This window comes from Providencia hangzhouensis, assembly GCF_029193595.2.
In the GTDB taxonomy this organism is placed as follows: domain Bacteria; phylum Pseudomonadota; class Gammaproteobacteria; order Enterobacterales; family Enterobacteriaceae; genus Providencia; species Providencia hangzhouensis.
Map to the genome: position 1 here is coordinate 3,965,241 of NZ_CP135052.1, position 24,384 is coordinate 3,989,624.

The window sequence follows — 24,384 nt, forward strand, 5'->3', positions numbered from 1 at the left end:
TTTTAATTGTTATGTATAATAATTTTAATCGCGTCACCTTTTTGAGCGGTTGCCATGGCCTCGTTGATCTCATCTAAAACAAATCGGTGAGTCACTAATTTCTCAATATCAATTAAGCCAGAAGAAATCAGTGTCAAAGCTTGTTGGTATCCTTCCCGGCTTAACGCACTGGCTCCCGTAAGAATAAGCTCGTTGTAGTGAATAATATTGACATCAATTTGCGCCATATCATCTTTTGAAAAACCAGCGAACAAGTTAACACGCCCGCCTTTTCTAGCGAGTTCCAACGCAGGATTAACTAATCCAGGGATGCCAATGGCAATAATCACAACATCTGCCCCCACACCTTCCGTCAAGCCTTTTACGACATCCAGTAAGTTTTCTTGCTGGCTATTAACGACGCGTGTTGCACCGCAATTTAACGCAGCCTGTTGGCGCTGTTCATTGAGTTCACTCACAATAATATTTGTCGCACCTGAGAAACGCGCAAGTTGCACGTGCATTAACCCGATAGGCCCCGCACCAATAATGACCACCGTATCACCAAGCTCAATACCCACATTTTTTTGTCCATTGATACAGCAAGCTAACGGCTCAGCTAATGCTGCGGCTTCAAAAGACATCCCTTGCGGTATCTTAAAGACGTTACCCGATGACAAAGCAACCTCTGGTATTCGAACATATTCCGCAAAAGCACCGTCAAACTCATATCCGATAGCTTGGCGATTTAAACAGACATTTTCTTTACCAATTCGGCAATAAACGCAAGAACGGCATGGTACTACAGGATCAACAGCGATTGCGTCACCGACTTTTAGGTCAGTCACATTTTCACCGACTTCGACAATTTCCCCTGAAAATTCATGTCCTATTACAGAAGGGTAACGCACACCTTTAGTTTTTTTACCGGAAATAATCCGTCCGTCAGTTCCACAAATCGCGGCTGCTTTGACTTTAATAACCACATCGCCTTTACCAACTTGTGGATATTTAACGTCTGCCACTCTAAGTTCATTAGGCGCATACAATACCGCTGCTTTCATTTTTTCCTCCCCCATGCATAACAGCTATGAACGTTAGTTATTTGCCACCAGCTTGCTTATATTCCGCGATAGCTTGGTCAACCGAACAATCATCATTAATTAATGCATTCAGAGCCTTAATGACTGCTGTTGGGTTTTCGTGCTGCCATACGAAGCGCCCGTATGTCACACCACCAACACCAATATCTAATGCTTTACGTGTATTTGTTAGGAAGCTAACAAGATCACTCCCCATATCACCGCCAGCTAAAGCAACCATTGCTGGGCAGCTATCAACGACTGATTTAAATGTCTCAGGGGAACCTGACCAAAGTGTTTTGATGATATCGACACCTAGCTCAGCGCCTGCGCGAACACAGTAAGCGAGATTTTTCGCATCAAAACTATCTTCAATCATTGGACCTTTTGGATAAATATGCGCGACTAAAGGCAGTCCCGCGGAAGCAGCGGCTTTTGATACTTGACCTAAAAATGTCAATTGCTGTGCTTGTTCAGGTCCTCCCATAATACAACCGACTGAAATTGCATCTGCTCCTAAACGAATCGCTTCTTCAACGTCAGCAACGGGTGTGTCATAAGCTTCATGGTAAGGTATGGAATAACTTGTCGCTTTCATGATGATAGAAACATCGGAAGCAACATACGGAGGATAAACCTTTTCAATAATACCTTTATGCATCGTAATGGCATCAGGTGCACCCGCAACAACCTGTTTCATGACAGATTTAATATCACCAATTCCCGGTAATACACCACGTGTAATCGGATGATCCATAGTAATCGCAAGAAGGCGGCCAGATTTTTTATTTAATAATCTTTTTAAACGAATTTCTTTTCCTAAAAACATATTAATGACCTCTTTAAATCAATGAGTGAATTAATTAACTAAATTTTGAGGATGGCCAGATAAAAAGGCTTCGATATTGTCCATCATCATGTCTGATAAGGTTTGTATGGCTTCAAAACTAGCCCATGAAATATGAGGGGTAAGAATAAAATTTGATAACTGAGTTAATTTCATCATATAGCTTTCTTTTTCGGGTGGTTCTGAAATGCAAACATCAAACCCTGCACCTAATATTTTATTATTTATTAGAGCGCCATATAATGCTTCTTCATTAACGATCCCACCTCGTGCTGTATTAATTAAAATACAAGACGGTTTCATCTGTTCGAATTCTGAAAAGCTAATTAAATCCTTGGTGGATTTGAGTAATGGACAATGAATAGAAATAATATCACTTTTCGCAATAACATCCTCAAATGGTGTATATAGTGGGCCCATATTATTCGTGCCTTTGTATGTGGAAAATAACACCTTCATACCAAAAGCTTTTGCGATATCAGCAACTGCCTTACCTAAGACACCATCACCAATAATACCAAGCGTCGACCCAGCTAAATTATTAATTTTATAATCAAAATAACAAAACTGGCCTGATTCTTGCCAACGACCATTTCGTACTGATTGTGCATAGGCTAATAAGCTACGACGTAAGGCTAAAATCAAGGTAAACGTATGCTCAGGCACTGTATTTATTGCATAATTTCTGATGTTAGAAACTAATATATTACGCTCATTACAAGCACCAATATCAATCACATCCGTTCCTGTTGCAGCGACAGAAATGAATTTGAGTTGCTTTGCAGATTCAATAATTTTTTTAGTGATTTTTACTTTATTGGTAATAATAATGTTTGCATTTTTCACTCGCTCAATAATTTCATCTTCCGATGTTTTCCCATATAGTTCTAAACTATATTCTTTATTTATTTTCTTAATATTTATTCCTTCAGGGAAAGTGTCATGATCGAGAAACACGATTTTAACTGTCATTTTTATTACCACCCAATTAATCAACAAAATGAATGTCAATTAGACTTTTTGATTTAATAAAATTATATAATTCGCTTATCAGGAAGGCATTGTAAGAATGACTAGTTTTTAACGTGAAAAATTGAATATAATTGTGCAAATGCACAATTTGTTATGAATTCGATCACAAGAATGTGATGAATAAAAAAACCCCATCTCCTATGAGATGGGGCGCCAAAATAGCAATATTTGTTGTTTACACAAGAACAAGTTGTACAAAAGCAATGTATTGGCCCACCTCCTTGTGGAACCCAAACCTAATGGCGATTTCTCACCAATTGATACCGACGAGTCAGGTATTCGATAGGTGCACTCCAAATGTGCACTAAACGGCAGAATGGGAAGAGTAAAAATATCGTCATCCCCAACACAATATGCAGTTTAAAAACAATGCCAACCCCTTCAAGGTAATTGGATGCCCCCCAATGGAATGTCACAATAGACTGTGCCCATCCCACTAATTTCAACATTTCGCTACCATCCATATGTTGTGCTGAGAATGGAATGGTAAGTAATCCTAAGCAAACTTGCACCACCAGCAAGGTTAAGATCATGATGTCACCAAAGGATGAAGTTGCTCTCACTCGTGGGTTTGTCAGGCGGCGCTTCAATAGCATCGCGCCACCAATTAACATCATCACACCTGCTGATCCCCCACCTATCATCGCCATTAACTGCTTAATGTGCATTGGCAGAAAAGATTCATACATCCAATGAGGCGTTAACATACCTAAAAAGTGCCCGACAAAAATCCCAATAATCCCCAAATGGAATAAGTTTGATGCCAAACGCATGTTCTTTTTATCCAACATTTGGCTGGAACCCGCTCGCCACGTGTATTGCCCGTAATCGTAACGTAACCAACTACCGACAATAAATACCGTCCCAGCGATATAGGGGTAAATATCGAAGAAAAATTGATTGATAAAATTCATTTTTGAACTCCTACATGGCTGCCCACACTGAGATCCAAATACTGTGGTACCACCGCATTGGCGAAGCGATGTTGATGCGCTGCAACTTCGCTACCACATGTTTTTTCATCGGCAAAAAATTTCACTTGCTCCTCTTCCCAAACTGCATCTAGCGCCTCTGGGGTATCATCCCGTACTTCGGTTGCTACTTGTTTGCTTAATTGCTCCGCAGCAATGTCGCTATGGGAAAGCTCAAGTAAAAAATCAAATAAAACAGAGAAACGGCTTTCTCGCTGTTTCAACCTTTCCCCTAACAGCGCTAAAATTGGCGCAATATCCTGTAGCCCCTCGATAGTTTCATCGGTCGGTAATGCCGTGAGGTATTCCAAATAAATGGGCAAATGATCGGGTAATTCACGGCAATCAATTTGCAAACCCTGTTGCTGATATTGAGCCATTAAATCAACCATCGCTTGCCCTCGGTCTCGGGATTCGCCATGTACATGCTCAAATAGCAATAATGATGTCGCGCGTCCTCTATCAAACAGTTCACAATATTGCGCCTGCATATCAAGTAAGTCTTCGTTGAGATACTCACGCACAAACACCATCAGTTGAACAGCCCGTGTGACAGGCAGCTCATCAGCCTGTTCTAGCGCTTCAATGAGCTCATCACGATGCAACCAAAGCGCTTCCGAAGGGTATTCCAATAACCGAGAAATCACTTTTAGTGTCATCATAGTGCTTTCTCCTGATTATTTTTTGGTGTGATATCAATGGCGTCAATGCGCCTGCTATTAAATAAATTCGCTTTGCTATCGCTGCCATGGCAACCATCACCAAAACTAAAGCCACAAGCTTTCGCTTCAGGGAATGCTTCACGCGCCAATTCTCGATGACTGGATGGAATGACAAAACGGTCTTCATAGTTAGCAATGGCTAAATAGCGGTACATTTCTTGTGCCTGAGCTTGTGTTAAGCCGACTTGCTCTAATGCACTGGTATCACATTGGTTTTCCACGGTTTCTGCCCGTTTGAAATGGCGCATCGCTAACATACGTTTTAACGCCAATAACACCGGTTCGGTATCCCCTGCGGTTAACAAATTCGCAAGGTATTGCACTGGAATGCGTAAACTTTCGACATCCGGCAATACACCTTTATTAGCTAATAGCCCTGAATCCGCCACTGACTGGATCGGTGACAAAGGTGGTACATACCACACCATTGGTAACGTGCGGTATTCAGGGTGTAATGGCAGAGCTAAGCGCCATTCCATCGCCATTTTGTACACTGGAGATTTCTGTGCCGCATCGATCACACTTAATGGGATCCCTTGTTTTTGCGCTTCTTCAATCACTTTTGGATCATGGGGATCAAGGAAAACATCAAGTTGGCTCTGGTAAAGGTCGGTTTCCTTTTCGACACTGGCAGCCGACTCAATTTTATCGGCGTCATACAGCAATACCCCTAAATAGCGGATACGACCAACACAGGTTTCAGAGCAAACCGTTGGCATACCTGACTCAATACGTGGGTAACAGAAAATACATTTTTCTGATTTACCGCTTTTCCAATTGAAATAGATTTTTTTATACGGGCAACCAGTTAAGCACATACGCCAGCCACGGCATTTGTCTTGGTCAATCAAAACAATACCGTCTTCTGAGCGCTTATAAATTGCACCACTTGGGCAGGTCGCGACGCAAGCTGGGTTTAAACAATGTTCACACAGGCGTGGCAAATACATCATGAACGTATTTTCAAACTGCCCATACATCTCTTTTTGAATATGTTCAAAGTTTTTATCTTGGGCTCGTTTGGCGAATTCACCGCCTAAATCATCTTCCCAGTTTGGTCCCATTTTCACGTTACTCATTCGCTCACCAGTAATTAATGAACGAGGGCGTGCTGTCGGTACGTGCTTATCTTCTTTAGCATTTTTTAAATGGCCGTAGTCATAATTAAACGGCTCATAATAATCATCCAAAGCAGGTACATCTGGGTTAGCGAAGATTTTTGATAAAACGCCAACTTTGTTCCCCATACGTGGAACCAATTTACCCTTAATGGTGCGGATCCAGCCTCCTTTCCATTTTTCTTGGTCTTCCCAATTATGGGGGTAACCAATACCTGGTTTGGTTTCGACGTTATTAAACCATGCGTATTCTACCCCTTCGCGGCTAGTCCACACGTTTTTACAGGTCACTGAGCAAGTGTGACAACCAATACATTTATCAAGGTTTAGCACCATGCCGACTTGAGAACGAATTTTCATTATGCTTTCTCCTTTCCGCTCAAGGTCTGCTGGTAGGCATCACCTTCACCATCCAGCCAGTCAACCTGTTTCATTTTGCGAACAACCACAAATTCATCACGATTAGAACCTACGGTTCCGTAATAATTGAAGCTATAGGCAAGGTGCGCATAGCCACCGATCATATGCGTAGGTTTCGGGCAAACACGCGTGACCGAATTATGAATTCCGCCACGTTGAGCCGTAACTTCAGAGCCTGGTAAGTTGATCAGTCGTTCTTGGGCGTGGTACATCATGATCATGCCATCAGGAATACGTTGGCTAACGATCGCTTTAGCGGTTAATGCACCATTACTGTTAAAAGCTTCAACCCAATCGTTATCTTCAACACCCAGTTCGCGGGCATCTTCTTCGCTCAGCCAAACAACTGGACCACCGCGACCTAACGTCAACATTAATAAGTTGTCACTGTAAGTAGAGTGGATCCCCCATTTTTGGTGCGGTGTTAAAAAGTTCAGTGCTTTTTCTGGGAACCCATTGGATTTTTTCCCCATAAGTGGCTGAGCCGCTCGAGTGTCAATTGGTGGACGATACACCACAAGGCTTTCCCCAAAGGCGCGCATCCATTCGTGATCTTGATACAATTGCTGACGACCACTGAGCGTCCGCCATGGGATCATTTCATGCACGTTGGTGTAACAGGCATTGTAGGAAACATGTTCATCTTCCAACCCTGACCATGTAGGGCTTGAGATAATTTTACGCGGCTGCGCAACAATATCGCGAAAACGGATTTTTTCGTCTTCTTTATAACGAGCAAGATGAGTATGGTCGCGGCCCGTTACTTTGCTTAATGCATCCCATGCTTTTACTGCCACTTGCCCATTGGTTTCAGGTGCAAGTGTTAAAATGACTTCCGCGGCATCAATTGCCGTTTCAATTTTTGGCCGCCCAGCATTGGTACCGTCAGGCTGGGTTTTATTGAGTTTTTTCAAGAAATCAATTTCATCTTGTGTATTCCAATTGATCCCTTTACCACCATTACCCAATTTATCCATCAATGGGCCAAGAGAGGTAAAACGTGCATAAGTATTTGGGTAGTCACGCTCAACACAGATAATATGCGGCGCTGTTTTCCCTGGAATAAGCTCGCATTGCCCTTTTTTCCAATCTCTAACATCAAAAGGCTGTGCCATCTCGGCTGCACTATCATGTTGAATCGGCAGCGTCACCACATCCGTTTCTTTGCCTAAGTGCCCAACGCTGACCTCAGAAAATGCTTTGGCAATCCCCTTATAAATTTCCCAATCGCTTTTGGATTCCCAAGCTGGGTCAACTGCAGCTGATAATGGGTGAATAAATGGATGCATATCCGAGGTATTCATATCGTCTTTTTCATACCAAGTAGCAGTCGGTAAAATAACGTCCGAGAACAGGCAGGTGCTCGACATTCTGAAGTCGAGAGTCACCACTAAGTCAACTTTCCCTTCTGCCGCTTTATCTTGCCATTCCACTTCTTCTGGTTTGACGCCGCCTTGTTGACCTAAGTCTTTGCCTTGAATACCATTTTCAGTTCCTAATAAGTATTTCAGTAAGTATTCATGGCCTTTCCCTGCGGAACCCAATAAATTTGAACGCCAAATAAACAGATTTCGTGGGAAATTTTGAGGGTCATCAGGTTGCTCTGAAGCAAAGCGAATATTCCCTTCTTTCAACTGCTTAACAGTATAGTCAGTGGGTGACATCCCTTCACTTTGAGCATTCTTCGCAATATTTAATGGGTTGACATTTAATTGTGGTGCTGACGGCAGCCACCCCATGCGTTCTGCACGTACATTCATATCAACCAAACTGCCGCTAAAGGCTTGCTTATCGGCTAGAGGCGATAACAACTCTTCTGTTGCGACTGTTTCATAACGCCATTGGCTTGAATGGTTATAAAAGAAAGATGTGCTATTCATATGGCGAGGTGGGCGCTGCCAGTCCAAACCAAAGGCTAAAGGTAACCAACCCGTTTGTGGCCGTAATTTCTCTTGCCCAACATAATGAGACCAGCCGCCGCCGCTTTGCCCAACGCAACCACAGAAAATCAACATATTGATAATCGCACGATAGGTCATATCCATGTGATACCAGTGGTTAATCCCTGCGCCAACAATCACCATAGAACGGCCATGGGTTTTCTCTGCGGTATCGGCAAACTCACGCGCTATGCGAATAATATTTTGGCGGCTAACCCCAGTGACTTTTTCCGCCCACGCAGGTGAATACGCTTTCATATCATCGTAATCAACCGCACAGTTTTCATCACCAAAACCACGGTCAATACCGTAGTTCGCTAGCATTAAATCATAAACACTAGTAACCAATGATTCGCTACCATCAGCTAACTGAATACGTTTAGCGGGCAGTTTATGTAATAAAACATCTTTAAGTTCAACATGCTGGAAGTGCTCACTTTCTAATCCACCAAAGTAAGGAAAACCAACATCGACAAATTCATCATGGCTATCTGCCAAGCTGAGTTTCATTTTAATGTTATGTGCATCTTGCCCAGCACGCGGTTCTAAATTCCATTTTTGGCCGCCATCCCAACGGAATCCCATTGAACCTTGTGGAGCACATAATTCACCTGTCTCTTCATCAATCGCAATAGTTTTCCATTCGGCATTTTTTTCTTCGCCTAATGAATTATGTAAATCAGATGCCCGTAGCATGCGGCCTGCGGCATAAGAACCATCTTCACGCTTATCTAGCATAACAAGCATCGGCATATCGGTATAAGTGCGCACATATTCACGGAAGTATTCCGCTTCACGTTTTACATGGAATTCATTGAGGATCACATGCCCCATCGCCATTGCCATGGCGCTATCCGTTCCTTGTTTCGGGTTCAACCAATGGTCACATAATTTGGCAATTTCCGCGTAGTCTGGCGTCACCGCGACCGTTTTCGTCCCTTTATAACGCACTTCTGCAAAAAAGTGTGCGTCTGGCGTACGCGTTTGCGGTACGTTAGAACCCCAAGCAATAATATAAGACGAGTTGTACCAATCCGCTGATTCAGGTACGTCAGTTTGTTCGCCCCACGTCATGGGTGACGCAGGTGGCAAGTCACAATACCAGTCATAAAAACTTAAGCATGAGCCACCAATTAACGATAAATAGCGAGCACCCGAGGCGTAGGAAACCATCGACATCGCGGGAATTGGTGAAAAGCCAACAATGCGGTCAGGACCAAATTCTTTAATCGTCGCGACGTTCGCTGCCGCAATCAGTTCATTCACCTCCTGCCAGCTTGAGCGAACAAAACCACCACGACCACGAGCTTGTTTATAGCTTTGTGCCTTCTGTGGGTCATTGATAATAGATAGCCACGCTGCAACAGGGTCTTGCTGCTCCGCTTTTGCTTCACGCCATAGTTTAAGTAAGCGCTTACGCATCATTGGGTATTTAACACGGTTTGCGCTATATAAATACCAAGAGTAACTCGCACCACGAGGGCATCCTCTCGGCTCATGATCAGGTAAATCTGGGCGAGTTCGTGGGTAATCCGTCTGTTGAGTTTCCCAAGTCACTAACCCATTTTTGACATAAATCTTCCAGCTACAAGAGCCCGTACAATTGACACCATGGGTGGAACGCACGACTTTGTCATGCTGCCAGCGGCTACGATAACCATCTTCCCAATCACGGTTTACATTTAACTCTTGCCCGTGATCACCTGAAAAGGTTTCGCCCAACTGCTTAAAATACCGAAATCTATCTAAAAACTTGCTCATCGGATTGCCTCCAAAGAGACGGCGACCGGCGCCGTACATTGCTAAAATTGATTTTTATGACTTGTTATTATTTGTGTTTACGGCCGTATACCAGCCATGTGATAAACACACAGGAAAGATAAAATATAAAAAACACTTTCATTGCATCTGCCGGTGAACCCGTCAGTGTTAATGATGTACCGAACGCTTTTGGAATAAAGAAGCCACCTATTGCACCAATAGCAGAGATAAACCCTAAAGCTGCAGCACTTTCTGTTACCGCCTCTTTTTGGGCTTCTTGCTCTGAAGCTCCTCTTAAGATGGCTTTGTCCATGGTTAATTTACGAAAAACAACAGCAATCATTTGGAAGGTTGAGCCACTGCCTAGCCCTGCTGTTAAAAACAGCACCATAAATACGCCATAAAACGCCCCGAAAGAGCCTCCTTGACCGTTTTCTGGTAACGTAAAAAACAGCAAGCCGGAGAAAACAGCCATGACCACAAAGTTCAGTAATGTGACTTTCACACCACCAAAACGGTCAGATAACATGCCACCGACTGGGCGAGCTAACGCACCGAGGAAAGGGCCAAAAAAGGCAAACTTCAAGATAATGACGTCTGGAAACTGGGTTTTCGATAACATCGCGAAACCAGCAGAAAAACCGATAAACGAGCCGAATGTCGCCAGATATAACAGGCTTAATACCCATAGATGGCCACGTTTCAAAACAGGTAATTGTGCTTTAAGAGATGCCTTATTAGCCGCTAAGTCATTCATGCCAAACCAAGCCATCACCGTAAAAAGCAGTAGAAATGGCACCCAAATCCAAGCAGCATTTTCTAACCACAACGTTGAGCCATCAGGCTGAGCCGCTCCAGTCCCACCAACGAAAGTAAATACACCAACACCAACGATAAAAGGCGCCACCAATTGCATGACGCTGACCCCTAAATTTCCTAGCCCACCATTCAGGCCAAGTGCACCGCCTTGGCGAGCTTTAGGGAAAAAGAAGCTGATATTGGCCATGCTGGATGCAAAGTTAGCGCCGGCAAAACCACAAAGTAGGGAAATAATGACAAAGACTTGATAAGGCGTGGCAGGGTTTTGAATCGCATAACCTAGCCAAATACATGGGATCACTAAAAACAGCGTACTAATAGCAGTCCAACGGCGCCCACCAAAAATAGGAATAACGAATGAATAAGGGACTCTTAATAAAGCACCTGAAACGGAAGGTAATGCGGTTAATAAAAATAATTGGTCTGTCGTAAAATTAAAACCCACTTTATTTAAATTAACCGCAACTGCACTAAATAACATCCATACGCAAAATGCGAGCAATAAACATGGAATAGAAATCCATAAATTACGATTGGCAATACGCTGCCCTGTTTGCTGCCAAAACCGAGTATCTTCAGGACGCCAATCCTGTATAACACCATTATTTGACTGTGCAGCTACACTATTAACATTATCTCGTTGAGACATAAATCACCCCGATAAATACAATTTCTGCTCGCAGTGTGTGGCGAATAGACCACCGTGAAGCTGATCTAAATCAAGAGAGATTTAAATGAAATATGCGTGATTTTTCTCGTTAACCACCAGAGGAGTATTAGGAGTACAAAACAATAATTGATTGAATTAAAACAAAAAAATTCATTGCCAGGTAATTTTATTTGTTGAAATTTAAAGCGAATAATTCAATGGGATATTAAGGAGTAATACCGAAGTGGCATATTCAATTTTATATAATAGAGAAACAATATCTACGTTATCAAAAATAATAAATAAACGTATAGAGTAGAAAGGATCATTTATGTCTATTGCTTATCACCGATTTTCAATCATTAACCAAGTTATTGGTTTAATGCTATTGATTGCCGTACTCGGTATTATTGGCATGACAATTTCAAATAGTATGATTATTAGTGTGCAAGGAAATGCACATGCAATAAATAAATCAGGCTCATTGCGGATGCAAAGTTATCATTTACTTTCATTAGTGCCACTCAACCAATATTCTGACGTATATGTTAGTGAGCTTGAAAAAAATTTATTAAGCAATGAACTAACACAAGTTGTCGATATAGAAGATTTAAATCCGCAATTTGCTGAGCTTTATCAATATTGGGTTACAGAATTAAAACCTGCACTTAACCATGCAGTTTCTCCTAATGATGCACGTCTCGCGGTCGTTACCTTTGTTAATAAACTCGATGCATTAGTTCGTAATATTGATGAAAAAACAGAACGAAAAATAACCTATGTAGCAATCACTCAAATGGTATTTATTGGCCTCGTTTTATTGCTACTTATTTTTGCTATCTGCCATTTTAGAAAGAAAATTTATACACCTTGGCTTAAGTTACTTCATATGGTGAACGCGATTAGTCACCAAGACTTTAGTCAGCGCTTTCCTGTAGGCAAAAAACAAGATGAGCTAAATTCACTGGGCCATACGTTAAATCAAATGTCGGATGAGCTCGCACAGAGTTACCATCAATTAGAATCTCGAGTTATCGAAAAAACCGCCGATCTGCAAAAGAAAAATAAAGTATTACTCTATTTATACCAATCTAATCGAACCCTACATGCCATTGGGCCACTATCAATAAGGTTAGAAAAAGTGTTATTTGAGCTTAAAAGTTTAATCCCACTGCAAAATATTAGATTGAGGCTATACGAAGAAAACAATGATGCCTGCTTTCATGAAATTCATTGTCCAGAAAACGAGGAGCACTCTCTCAAGTCACCCAAGATGGCTGAACACCTTAAAGTAATATCATGGGAGATTTCTGATAATTTACAGCGTTATGGCATGATTTTAGCTGAAATGGATATAAATCAGCCATTATCTGAAGAACAAAATAATTTAGTGCTGATGCTAGTTAAACAAATCGCTGGAATGCTAGCGATGGAGCACCAATTAGAGCAACAACAGCAGTTACTGATTATGGATGAACGATCGGCGATTGCGAGAGAATTGCATGATTCCATCGCACAATCATTATCTTGCCTCAAAATGCAAATTAGTTATCTGCAAATGCAACCTAAAACATTGCCAACTAAGCACCAAGAACTATTAAACGAAATGCGCAATGAAATAAATTCCGCTTATAGTCAATTACGTGAGCTTTTAACAACCTTCAGACTAAAATTAACTGAACCAGGCCTATTCCCTGCCTTAGAAAGCACAATCCAAGAATTCAGTCAGCGCCTTGGTTTTCAAATTGGATTAAATTACCAAATTCCAGCCAAAAGCCTCTCTCCACATCAATCTATTCATATTATCCAGATAATCCGAGAAGCTTTAAGCAATATTCTCAAACATGCTAATGCAAACTGGTCACAAGTCTCATTAATCGAAAATAACGGATTAATCACCATGGCAATAGAAGATAATGGGGAAGGTATTCAGCCTCAGCCAACAAAAAATAACCATTATGGATTGATTATTATGAGAGAAAGAGCGCTAAGCCTAAATGGGAAATATCAAATTTCCCCAAGAGTTCAGGGTGGCACTATTGTTAATGTCGTATTTCCACTGACTGTGGCTTAATTAAATTGGAGTAACTCACTAATGAAAAATGAAAATAAACTGACTGGGCAATCTACCATTTTACTGATTGATGACCACCCGATGCTACGTAATGGTGTTAAACAATTAATTAGTTTAGAACCCACATTAAAGGTAATTGGTGAAGCAGACGATGGAATAACGGGTATTAAAATTGCGGAAGAACAAGACCCAGATTTAATCCTATTAGATCTCAATATGCCTAGTATGAATGGCTTTGAAGTACTCGATAATTTACGTAACCGCGAACTTTCGGGCCGTATTATCTTATTTACGGTGTCCAATTATGGCGAAGACTTAATTAATGCGTTAAAACGAGGTGCTGATGGCTATTTACTCAAAGACATGGAGCCTGAAAAATTAATTATTGCATTAAAAGAAGCCGCAAGTGGTAAAATGGTCGTTAGCCCAACGCTCGCTTCCATTTTAGCTGAATCTTTAAGAGATAACCGAGCCCCTACAGAGCATAATCTATCAGCACTAACCCCAAGAGAAACCCATATCTTAGATTTAATCTCACAGGGGCTATCAAATAAGATGATTGCGAATAAATTACAAATCACAGAGAGCACCGTCAAAGTCCATGTCAAACACTTACTAAAGAAACTTAATTTAAAATCGCGCGTTGAAGCCGCTATTTGGGTTTTACAACAAAAGTAATGATACGGCTCCTTAACTTAATGCATCGAGCCATGGCTGTTGTTTTGGGTAACGTCGACGGTAGCCATGCATCGCAACAGATAACTGAATGAGATCCGTAAACCTTGTCGGGTCCAAACTGGTTTGCTTTTTAATTTGTTGTAACCGATAACTTAATGTATTTCTGTGAATGCCTAATTGCTGCGCGGTGCTACCTATTTCACCATTTTGCGATAAAAACAGCTCAAGGGTTTCAAGCAAAATATCGCCCGAATCATGCAACAATATTTTATGGCAAATATCTAAAAAGAAATTAAATAGATAGCTATTTTCCAATTCATTAAAGAGGCATAAAGATGCCATTTCTTTAAATAAAAAGACTTGTTTATCGGGAACCGTTAGCCGTCCAACTTCAATAACTGAACGTGCAAAATGTACTGCATCCCTCACATGTTCTTGCGTATCTGCCTGAACACCAACACCAATATAATATTGGCTAAGCTGGCTATCTAGAATGAAATGAAGATTAGAAATAAACGATTCATTTTGATAATGCGTTGATGGGAATAGCATCAAAATTTCGCGGCTATTGAGTAATAACACATCACTTTTTTCCATAGCTGATAATTCAGTAATGATTGTATCGAGTATTTCAGGGCGGTACTGAATAGCTTCAATATTAATAATCACAGGAATAGTCGGTAAAGTGAACGCAAAACCGGAATTATGCAATTTTAGAAATGCACTGCGCCCCTGTGCTGGCGTTGTGCTTTCTATAAACTGGACAAATAGCATGTCACGCAAACGATGCTGCCAGTTAATACTACGCCGCTCAATTTCTTGTTGAATTAGCAGCTCAGCCGTCAGTATAGCGAGCTCGGCATAACGCTGGATCACAACAGGGTCACCACTCACGCCAATCACTAATTCCACTTTATCAGCCACAACAATCGGATGGTTTATCCCCGGTGCCACATTCGAATAAGCTCGTGCTTCATTTTCATTGTAGATGGTGATCCGTTTGCCGCAGCGGATCACTTCCACTGCGGCTTCATGGGTTTCACCAATACGCTTTTTTTCACCTGAAGCGATAATCACGCCCTGACTATTAATCACATTGACGTTGTGATGGATAATTCCCATTGCACGCGTGACAATATCATTGGCTAGTTTTTCAGTCAGTAGCATATTACCGCCTCACTTTAGGGTTTTATTTGCGTATTCGGATTTGCGAGTACGGTACGCAGCAAATTTTCTGCTGTATCTGCCAAATAACGTTCACCATTTGTCATGGCTTGCTCAAGGGAAACTGGCCCCGGACAAAGCGACCACATTGCGGTAATGCCATGTTGGAATAAGATACGGCTATCTTCACTATACCCCCCACAAAGCGCAATGACAGGCACACCATAATGACTGGCCATACGAGCCACTCCCACAGGAGCCTTACCATTCGCACTTTGACTGTCAAGCCGCCCCTCTCCTACAATGACTAAATCCGCCTGTTGAATATAAGATTTTGCGCCAAGGAGCCCCAAAACGAGATCGATTCCTTTTTCGAGCTTTGCCGAAACAAACCAACGAAGCCCCGCACCTAATCCACCCGCTGCACCACTGCCAGCCTCCAGTGAAACATCTTTTCCCGTTATTGCTGACATTAATTTCACATAGTGAGCCATCCCAATTTCAAGCTGGTCAAGTGTGGCTTGGTCGGCCCCCTTTTGGGGACCATAAACATAAGTCGCACCATTTTTGCCTAATAAAGGGTTTTCAACATCGCAAGAGACATTAAATTCAACCTTAGCGGCTCGCGAGTCAAATTTATCAAAATCAATCTTTGCAATATTAATGAGGTCTTTTCCGCAAATTGGCGTCTCAATAAGCTGAGAATTTTTATCGTAAAACTGAGCACCCAATGCTTGAGCAAACCCTGCACCACCATCATTAGTTGCACTTCCTCCTATCCCGATAACAATACGAGAACAACCCATATCGAGTGCATGCTTGACCATTTCACCCAAGCCATAAGTTGAGGCATTTTCAACTCGACGATGCTCACGTTGAACGAGTTCCAGCCCACAACATTGCGCCATTTCGATAAAAGCGGTTTTTCCCTCCAATACTAATAACCCTGCATCAACCTTACTACCATAAGGCCCAGTACAGCTAAAAATGTAAGGTGTTACACCAGAAAGCGCGGGGCTATTCTCCAGTGACTCCAACAAACCTTCTCCGCCATCAGATATGGGTAATAACGTCATATCTAACTCAGAGGATACACGCTTGAAACCCTCAGCAACGGCTTGGCACGCTAACCTTGCAGAACAACTTCCTTTAAAGGAATCAAGTGCGATAACAATTTTCATGCAGACTTTCCTATTGTAAATGGCGATGTTGAATTATTTGCTTTCCACTGAAGTCGATACTTGTAATGGCTCAGCTTCGCTCATACCGTTAGTATTCACTCGTGACGCAATAATCGTTCCGATAACTAGCAAACCGACACCAAACCATAATCCAGAAGTGGCTGTTCCTGTATAATCTTCAAAAAAGCCAAGAATGAACGGGCCAAGGAAGCCGCCAAACAGCCCTAAGCAGTTCAATAGTGCCAAACTTCCCGCTAACATGCTGCCACTCATATAAGTCGGAGGAAGCGAGAAAATAATCGATTGAACCACAAAAAACATAAATGCCGTTAAGCAAAAGCCAATTAAACCGACAACTGGGCCACCCAGTGCACCAATCACTAACCCTACGGCCATTACTGCATAACCTGAAATTAAAATACGTGATGAACGACGCGGTGTATTAGCTTTTCTCGCGACAAAAATGCCACCAATTGCGGCTGAAATCCATGGAATCGCTGTTAATAAGCCGATTTGAATAGGTGTTAATTTGCCATATTCACCGATAATAGTCGGTAAAAAATAACTTAAACCATAGACCGAGAACTGGTGAGTAAAATAGATAGCAACAATCATCATAAAGGCTTTATTCTTAAATGCCGCCTTGAGTGAGAATTTACTGTTACTCACACTAATACTGTTTTTGTCTTGATCATGTTTATATTTAATATAATTCCGATCATCTTCATCTAACCATTTTGCATCTTCTGGTTTATTCGGCAACACGAACCACACAACAAATGCTAGGATAACTGCTGGCAAGCCTTCAATAACAAACATCCATTGCCAACCATGGAAGCCTAATAAGCCATCCATACTCAGCAATAAACCACTCAGCGGCGCCCCAATAATATTTGCAAGACAAACCCCGAGTAAAAATAACCCTGTTGCTTTAGCCCGTTCTTCTTGGCTAAACCAATATGTCATATATAGAATAACCCCAGGATATAAGCCCGCTTCAGCCGCTCCCAGTAATAACCGCAAGATATAAAAAGAAGTCGGCCCTGTCACAAACGCCATCGCCGCAGATAATAACCCCCAAGTGATCATGATCCGCGTGATCCAAAAACGCGCGCCTACTTTCTCCATTATCAAATTACTTGGGATCTCAAGAATCGAGTAGGTTAAGAAAAAAAGCCCCGCACCAATACCAAACGCGGTTGCAGATAATCCTAAATCAATCGACATCGCATTTTTTGCCATGCCAATATTTGTTCGGTCAATAAAGCTAATAATGTACGCTAAAATCAACAACGGCATCAGGTTACGGTATATCTTTGCGTTGGTTTTTTTCCCCTGAGCCACATAATCTAACTTTGCATTTGTAGAAAACATAGATAAGATCCTCATGTTGTAGTGAAACAGGTACGGCTCTTGGCAATAAGTGACATACCTGTTGTTTTACTTCAGCAACAGCCCGACGCCCCACGTCGGGCTTTCTGCTTGCAGCTTTTCTTATTCTCTTTCGAACAACATTGATATCCCTTGACCACCACCGATACACATAGTCACTAACCCGGTAGTAACCTGACGGCGTTCCATTTCATACATTAACTTCACAGGTAAAATAGCCCCACTGGCACCCACTGGATGACCCAGAGCAATTGCCCCACCATTCACATTCACTTTAGTGCTATCAAGAGACAAATCATTCATAACTGCAATGGCTTGTGCAGCAAATGCTTCATTTAGCTCAATTAAATCAATGTCTTTTACATCCATTTTGAGCTTTTCCATTAATCGACGGGTTGCTGGCGCGGGTCCAAAGCCCATAATGGCCGCTTCACAACCTGCTACAGCCCAATCGACCACTTTCATTCTTGGCTTCAGACCACGTTTTTCCGCTTCTTCACGACGCATCATCACTAATGCCGCAGCACCATCATTGATACCTGAAGAGTTTGCTGCCGTAATCACACCATCAGCTTTAAATGCAGGGCGCAATTTTGCTAATTTTTCACGTGGTGTATCACGCGGATGTTCATCGGTATCAAAAATACGTGTACCTTTACGGCCTTCGGGTATTTCTACTGGTAATATTTGGTCAGAAAAATAACCGGCTTGAATCGCTTTTAACGCTTTTTGCTGGCTATCCCATGCAAAATCATCCATTTCTTCACGGGTGATATTGAACTGCTCTGCAACATTTTCTGCCGTCATTCCGTTGTGATAAGGACCTTCCGGCCAGGTTAAAATAGACGTTAACCCATCCTCTAGCACATCATTTCCCATGCGATAGCCATAGCGCGCTTTGCGTAAGTAGTACGGCAGCATTGTCATATTTTCAGTACCACACGCCACCACAACATCTGATTGGCCAGTCTGCAACAACATCATGCCATCGGCTAACGCTTGTAGCCCTGAACCACATTGGCGGTTAACAGAATAAGCGGTGGTTTCTTTTGGTAACCCTGCTCGCAGTTGGCAAATACGAGCGATAAAACCACTTTCTGCGATTTGCCCAACATTACCCACAATGACTTCATCAACATCTTCGGGAGCAATTCCAGCTCTTTTCACGGCTTCACGGATAACCACCGCCCCGAGGTCATGTTGATGCGTATTTGCAAAACTTCCCCCCATCGTGCCAATTGCCGTTCTCACACCACTCACAATGACAATATCATTCGCTTGTTTCATTATTTCCCCCTATAACACCATTCCGCCGCCAACATTGATTACTTCGCCATTGATATAACGCGCTTTATCAGAGGCTAAAAATGCAACACATTGGCCAACATCTCGCGGATCTCCTGCAAAACCCGCAGGTATCTTGCTGATCATGATGTCCCACACTTTTTCAGGCACACCACGGGTCATATCCGTATCAATAAACCCTGGGCAAATCGCATTGACTGTGACCCCTTTACGGGCTAGTTCACGGCAAGCCGTTTTAGTCAGGCCAATAACCCCGGCTTTGGATGCAGCATAGTTGGCTTGCCCAACATTCCCAAGCCAACTCGCCGATGAAATATTGACAATTCGGCCGCTTTCTTGCTCACGCATTAACTTTGCCGCCTCTTGCATGCAGTTAAATGTCCCTTTCAGATTGATATCAATCACTTTGTCCCAATCATCTTCCGTTAATTTATGCAGCATGCCATCTCGGTTGATCCCCGCATTATTCACCAGTACATCAATCGCCCCAAAATGTGATAACGCTTTAGAAAATAAGGCATTCACTTCTTCACGTTTGGCAATATCGCAAGGAATAAAAATGGCTTGATGACCTTGCTCTTGTAGCTGTTTTGCACTTTCTTCACCTGATGACATGGCTAAATCAGAAATAACGACTTTTGCCCCTTCTTCCGCAAGTACCTGAGCAATCGCAAAACCAATACCTCTTGCAGAACCCGTCACAATAGCGACTTTATCTTTTACTAACATGGATAAATTCCTCTTTAATATTGAAACTATAAATACGAAACCAGTCCAAAAGGCGCTTCTTCAAATAATGAAGAAGACATCACTTTCAAATCAGGAGAAATTTCAGGTACGAAGTCCATATGGGCAAGAATGTCACGCTCTAGGTCAATACCGGGGGCAATTTCAACCAGTACCGGGGTTTTTCCCCCTAAAGTGAACACCGCACGTTCCGTGACAAAATGCATGGTTTGGTTAATATTTCGCGCGACATCCGCATTCCATGAAATTTGCCGTACTTGGTTAACTAACTTTCTAATATCCCCTTCCCGCACAATATTTAATTGCCCATTTTCACAACGAATATCTAACCCTTTTGCTGTGAACGTTGAGCAAAACACCACGTGTCGAGCATTTTGGGTGATATCAATAAACCCACCTGCACCAGGGCAAATATTGCCTAACAACGTCGCATTGACATGGCCACTGGCATCCATTTCCCCTGCGCCCATATACGTGATATCAACGCCTGCACCGTTGTAGTACAACATTTGGTCTTGGTGACTAATCATCGCTGACAGGTTACGGCCTATGCCAAAATCAATACCGCCTGCTTGGACGCCCCCCCAAATCCCTGACTCCACGGTGATATCGACGCGCTTGGTTGCATTTTCTTCCTGAATAATTGAGCCAATAACATCGTTTGGAATACCCGTTCCTAAGTTAATCACGCAGTTTTCGTATAGATAACGACATGCAATTCGCCCAATCAATTTGCGAATATCTAAAGGTAATGGCGTAGTTTGTTGGATAGGCGTGCGAATATCACCGCATAGCGTTGGGTCAAAAAACCAGCTCGAAGACTGGCGATGGTCTTCTTCAGGGTTATCACACACGACAATATGATCAATAAAGCTCGCAGGAACAGTGACACGCTTGGGATGTAAAGTCCCTTCTTCAACGCAATATTTCACTTGTGCAATCACTTTGGCACCAAAGCGTTTAGCCGCCAGTACCGCATGCAAGACCTCTAGGGCCATGGCTTCTTCATCGGTGGTGAGGTTGCCTTTACTATCAGCGTGAGTTCCTCTGATCACCACCACATCTAAGGGAATTTCTGGGTACCATAACCATTCTTCCCCTTTGAAATTCACTTTTTCAACCAAAGGGGGAAGTACCAACGTTTTAGCGTTCATCCTACCGCCTTCAAGGTCAGGGTCGATAAATGTTCCTAACCCTACTTTGGATAAGCGCCCCGGTAAGCCCGCGGCCATTGCACCATATAAATGCACCATTTGCCCTTGAGGGAGGCAATATGCTTCAACTTGGTTGTCATTAATCATTTGCATCCATCGAGGTGCTAGCCCCCAATGGGAACCAATAATCCGTTTCACCATCCCTTCATGGGCAAAGTGTTGATTCCCTCGAATACGGTTACATTGCCCAGCTGCGTGAACCAGTGTTAATTGATTTGGTGTACCCTCGGATAAAAAGCGTTGCTCAATTGCTGATAAAATAGATTCAGCAGCACTGGTTAATGTCATTCCCACAGTACAAATCGTATCGCCATTATTAATTAATTTAGCGGCATCTTGTTTAGAAATAAATTTATTATTCATGATAAAACCTACCTGAAGGCTAATATTTCATAGCCCCTTTTTGATTAATTAAAAACTAATTTATATTTTAGTTATTTAAAGAGTAATATCGTAATTTCAAATCTTTCTTGCTTATTTTCCCATTCCAAGTTCTAGGGAAGTTACGCGTAAACATAATTCTTACTGGAACTTTATACGTTGGCACCCTATCTTTTAACCACTCAATAATTTCTTTACTGGTTAAACACACTTGATTCTCAGGAATAATAAATGCAATGGGTTCTTCACCATAAATTGTGCTTTCAATTGGAATAACAGCGACCTCATTAACTCCTGGATAATTAGAAATTAAATCCTCGACTTCAATAGAATATATTTTTTCACCACCACGGTTAATCATATCTTTAATTCTATCTTGAATATAAAGAAAACCATCATTATCCATATAGCCAATATCCCCTGTGAAAAACCAACCATCATTAAATGATGTGGTATTCGCAGGACTATCCGGCCAATAACGTTGGATAACAACATCCCCCTTAACCCAAATATTACCTGTGCAGTTCGCGGGAAGATTTTCACCTTTATCATTACGTATGGTCACCTGTAACCCAGGGACTGGTGTACCAGAGCTAGACTTCTTATCGCTATAACGAATATCTTCACGAAATACAGTTGCTGGTGAAGAGGTTTCAGTCAAACCATAAATAGAATGAATGGATGTTTTAGCAAATATATAAGAAAGCTCTTTAATCGTACCTTCATTTAAATGCCCTGCACCACAAGCAATCATTTTTAATGAATTAAATCTTTCTAGGTTAATGCTTTTATTTTCTTTTATTTTCTGAATTAACAATATAAATACTGTTGGAGAACCATGTAAAAATGTTATTTTTTCTTTTGCAATTGTTGAAATAATATCTTTTGCATTGAATTTTTTATGAAGATAAATCGTCCCACCAATATGGATAAATAACGCCAAAATAGCAGAGAGGCCAGTAATATGATAAATCGGCACTGCTAAAATTGTTTTATCGTGTTCAGATAACTTTAATGTTTCCTGATAGGCATATACTGCAGACAATATATTTTTATGCGTGATCACCGCACCTTTTGGCGCCCCTGTTGTACCCGAGGTAAATATTATAACAGCAGGGTCTTCTTCATTAACTTGGTTAATAAAATTAATTTCATCAGTGAATATTACATTACGCCACTGAGAAAGACTCACCCCTTTTGCACTGAGCTGTGCTAACCATGGTTGATATGTATCATCCCAAAAAACAGCATCTGCATTAATACAAGACAAATGCTCTTTACCTTCAAACTCTTTCATTTTGGTACTCAAGGGAATTACCTGAATGCCCAGACCTACCGCGGCATAAAATAATTGGCAAAACTCAATCGTATTTCCCCAGCCAAGTACAATTCGATCGCCTTTTTTCAACTGCACGGTGGTTGTTAGCCACAACATTGTTTGGTTTACTTTCACAAGTAATTGGTGATAACTCCAACTTTGCTCTTCAAATACAATCGCAACAGCGTCTGGCTGCACTTTTGCTCTCTGTAATAAGCTTTGGTAGATGTTTGAATTTGGCGCAAGCATGGGCACACTCCGATACACCTGAATATGACTGATATGCTATCAATGTATAAAATACACTCCGATAAATTAGTGCCAATCTTCACAAATTATTCACACCCTTTTTTTATTTGAATTAGTGATCTGCACAATTCGCTTGTTAACAAATTTTTAACTTAAGTCTCATTTTAAGCTCTGGTTTTTATTGCAAATGAACATATTTACCTTTTGTTATTATCAAGCCATCCCAAAAAACATATAAATTCCTATGAATAGCTCGGTCATCATTGTGCGTATATACAATTACTCATAAACCCAAAAATAGTTTAGAACTAATAATTAACTCTTTCGTTTATCCCCTATGTGTTCTCGCACTCTGTGCTATTTATCCTACCCGCCAAAGCAAATATGATAAAAACAGTGGAGAATTCACGACAGATTGCTACAGTGGGGGGCCTTTATAATTAAAGAATTGATGAGAAAATAATCGCCACCTTTGAAAATGGTTAAGGAGATAACTCATGGCAAACACCCCCTATATTCCCCCGAGAGTCTGGCAATGGGAGCAAGGTAATGGCGGAAAGTTCGCCAATATTAATCGCCCAATTTCTGGTGCAACTCACGAAAAATCTTTACCTATAGGTAAGCACCCACTACAGCTATATTCATTAGGAACTCCCAACGGACAAAAAGTCACTATCATGTTAGAGGAGCTGTTAGCCCTTGGCATTAAAGAGGCTGAATACGACGCTTGGTTAATTAATATTGGTGAAGGCGACCAATTTAGTTCGGGTTTTGTTGAAATTAACCCTAACTCAAAAATCCCAGCGTTAGTCGACAGAAGCGGTAAGGAGCCTATCCGAGTATTTGAATCGGGTTCTATTCTGACCTATTTAGCTGAAAAATTTTCTGTTTTTTTACCCACAACTCAACCAGAACGCGCTGAAACCTTATCATGGCTATTCTGGCAAATGGGTTCAGCACCTTTTGCAGGTGGCGGTTTTGGGCATTTTTATGCCTACGCCCCTGAAAAATTTGAATACCCTATTAACCGCTTTGCGATGGAAACTAAACGTCAATTAGATGTATTAGACAAGCGTTTAGCAGAACACAAATATGTCGCAGGCGAGAACTATAGTATTGCAGATATCGCTATCTGGCCATGGTATGGCGCTTTAGTGAAAGGTTGGCTTTATGATGCTGCAGAATTTTTATCTGTCCATGAATATAAAAATGTTATTCGTTGGGCTGATGAAATCTATGCACGCCCAGCGGTACAGCGCGGCCGCCGTGTTAATCGCCTACAAGGTGACCCCGCACAGCAAGTACGCGAACGCCACGATGCGAGTGATATAGGTTAGGAAC

Annotated in this window: 18 protein-coding genes; 3 read left to right on the forward strand and 15 right to left on the reverse strand. The window is 41.8% G+C overall.

Going from position 1 to position 24,384, the window contains the following annotated elements; translation table 11 throughout:
- Positions 1-2: 2 nt before the first annotated feature.
- From PZ638_RS18120 to PZ638_RS18155, 8 genes are all read right to left on the reverse strand, one after another.
- Positions 3-1,043: a zinc-dependent dehydrogenase gene (locus tag PZ638_RS18120; RefSeq protein ID WP_036958064.1), complete on the reverse strand. Its 1,041-nt coding sequence runs from the start codon at positions 1,041-1,043 to the stop codon at positions 3-5.
- Positions 1,044-1,080: 37 nt separating this feature from the next.
- Entirely contained in the window at positions 1,081-1,890 is an 810-nt protein-coding gene (locus PZ638_RS18125; protein WP_004259316.1) for a class I fructose-bisphosphate aldolase, read from the reverse strand.
- 30 nt (positions 1,891-1,920) lie between these two features.
- Entirely contained in the window at positions 1,921-2,880 is a 960-nt protein-coding gene (locus tag PZ638_RS18130; protein ID WP_096864453.1) for a D-2-hydroxyacid dehydrogenase, read from the reverse strand.
- A gap of 296 nt (positions 2,881-3,176) precedes the next feature.
- Positions 3,177-3,854, reverse strand: a complete 678-nt coding sequence (gene narI, locus PZ638_RS18135; protein ID WP_004259342.1) for a respiratory nitrate reductase subunit gamma — start codon at positions 3,852-3,854, stop codon at positions 3,177-3,179.
- Entirely contained in the window at positions 3,851-4,573 is a 723-nt protein-coding gene (gene narJ / locus PZ638_RS18140; RefSeq protein WP_094962392.1) for a nitrate reductase molybdenum cofactor assembly chaperone, read from the reverse strand. The genes narI and narJ overlap by 4 nt, the downstream gene beginning before the upstream one ends.
- A complete protein-coding gene (gene narH / locus PZ638_RS18145) occupies positions 4,570-6,111 on the reverse strand; it encodes a nitrate reductase subunit beta (protein WP_094962391.1) in 1,542 nt (513 codons plus the stop codon). Before narH ends, narJ begins: the two co-directional genes overlap by 4 nt.
- Positions 6,111-9,872, reverse strand: coding sequence for a nitrate reductase subunit alpha (locus PZ638_RS18150; RefSeq protein ID WP_137019289.1), 3,762 nt, complete (start codon positions 9,870-9,872; stop codon positions 6,111-6,113). The genes narH and PZ638_RS18150 overlap by 1 nt, the downstream gene beginning before the upstream one ends.
- A 67-nt stretch (positions 9,873-9,939) precedes the next feature.
- Positions 9,940-11,340 carry a NarK family nitrate/nitrite MFS transporter gene (locus PZ638_RS18155; RefSeq protein ID WP_094962389.1) on the reverse strand — a complete coding sequence of 467 codons (1,401 nt, stop codon included), beginning with the start codon at positions 11,338-11,340 and terminating at the stop codon, positions 9,940-9,942.
- A gap of 331 nt (positions 11,341-11,671) precedes the next feature.
- On the opposite strand from PZ638_RS18155, the gene narX reads away from it, so the two are divergent.
- Together narX and narL are read left to right on the forward strand one after the other, a co-directional pair.
- Positions 11,672-13,414, forward strand: a complete 1,743-nt coding sequence (narX, locus tag PZ638_RS18160) for a nitrate/nitrite two-component system sensor histidine kinase NarX (RefSeq protein ID WP_144141118.1) — start codon at positions 11,672-11,674, stop codon at positions 13,412-13,414.
- Positions 13,415-13,435: 21 nt separating this feature from the next.
- Complete coding sequence (gene narL / locus PZ638_RS18165) at positions 13,436-14,092, forward strand: two-component system response regulator NarL (RefSeq protein WP_004259360.1); 657 nt, start codon at positions 13,436-13,438, stop codon at positions 14,090-14,092.
- A 12-nt stretch (positions 14,093-14,104) separates the two neighbouring features.
- Here the strand turns inward: narL and PZ638_RS18170 are convergent, their stop codons facing one another.
- From PZ638_RS18170 to PZ638_RS18200, 7 genes are all read right to left on the reverse strand, one after another.
- Entirely contained in the window at positions 14,105-15,259 is a 1,155-nt protein-coding gene (locus PZ638_RS18170; protein WP_144141120.1) for a CdaR family transcriptional regulator, read from the reverse strand.
- A gap of 14 nt (positions 15,260-15,273) precedes the next feature.
- Positions 15,274-16,437: a glycerate kinase gene (locus PZ638_RS18175; protein WP_144141122.1), complete on the reverse strand. Its 1,164-nt coding sequence runs from the start codon at positions 16,435-16,437 to the stop codon at positions 15,274-15,276.
- A 33-nt stretch (positions 16,438-16,470) separates the two neighbouring features.
- Positions 16,471-17,811, reverse strand: a complete 1,341-nt coding sequence (locus PZ638_RS18180) for an MFS transporter (protein WP_004259371.1) — start codon at positions 17,809-17,811, stop codon at positions 16,471-16,473.
- 120 nt (positions 17,812-17,931) lie between these two features.
- The gene (locus PZ638_RS18185) at positions 17,932-19,116 is read right to left on the reverse strand and encodes a thiolase family protein (RefSeq protein ID WP_004259374.1); all 1,185 of its coding nucleotides are present in this window, start codon (positions 19,114-19,116) and stop codon (positions 17,932-17,934) included.
- A gap of 9 nt (positions 19,117-19,125) precedes the next feature.
- On the reverse strand, positions 19,126-19,863 hold the full coding sequence (fabG, locus tag PZ638_RS18190) for a 3-oxoacyl-ACP reductase FabG (protein WP_144141124.1): 738 nt from the start codon (positions 19,861-19,863) through the stop codon (positions 19,126-19,128).
- Between the two features lie 26 nt (positions 19,864-19,889).
- Complete coding sequence (locus tag PZ638_RS18195) at positions 19,890-21,458, reverse strand: acyl CoA:acetate/3-ketoacid CoA transferase (protein ID WP_094962384.1); 1,569 nt, start codon at positions 21,456-21,458, stop codon at positions 19,890-19,892.
- 67 nt (positions 21,459-21,525) lie between these two features.
- Entirely contained in the window at positions 21,526-23,043 is a 1,518-nt protein-coding gene (locus PZ638_RS18200) for a class I adenylate-forming enzyme family protein (protein WP_096864442.1), read from the reverse strand.
- 497 nt (positions 23,044-23,540) lie between these two features.
- Here PZ638_RS18200 and yghU point away from each other — a divergent pair, with 497 nt between their 5' ends.
- Positions 23,541-24,380: a glutathione-dependent disulfide-bond oxidoreductase gene (gene yghU, locus PZ638_RS18205; protein ID WP_144141126.1), complete on the forward strand. Its 840-nt coding sequence runs from the start codon at positions 23,541-23,543 to the stop codon at positions 24,378-24,380.
- The last annotated feature ends 4 nt before the right edge of the window (positions 24,381-24,384 follow it).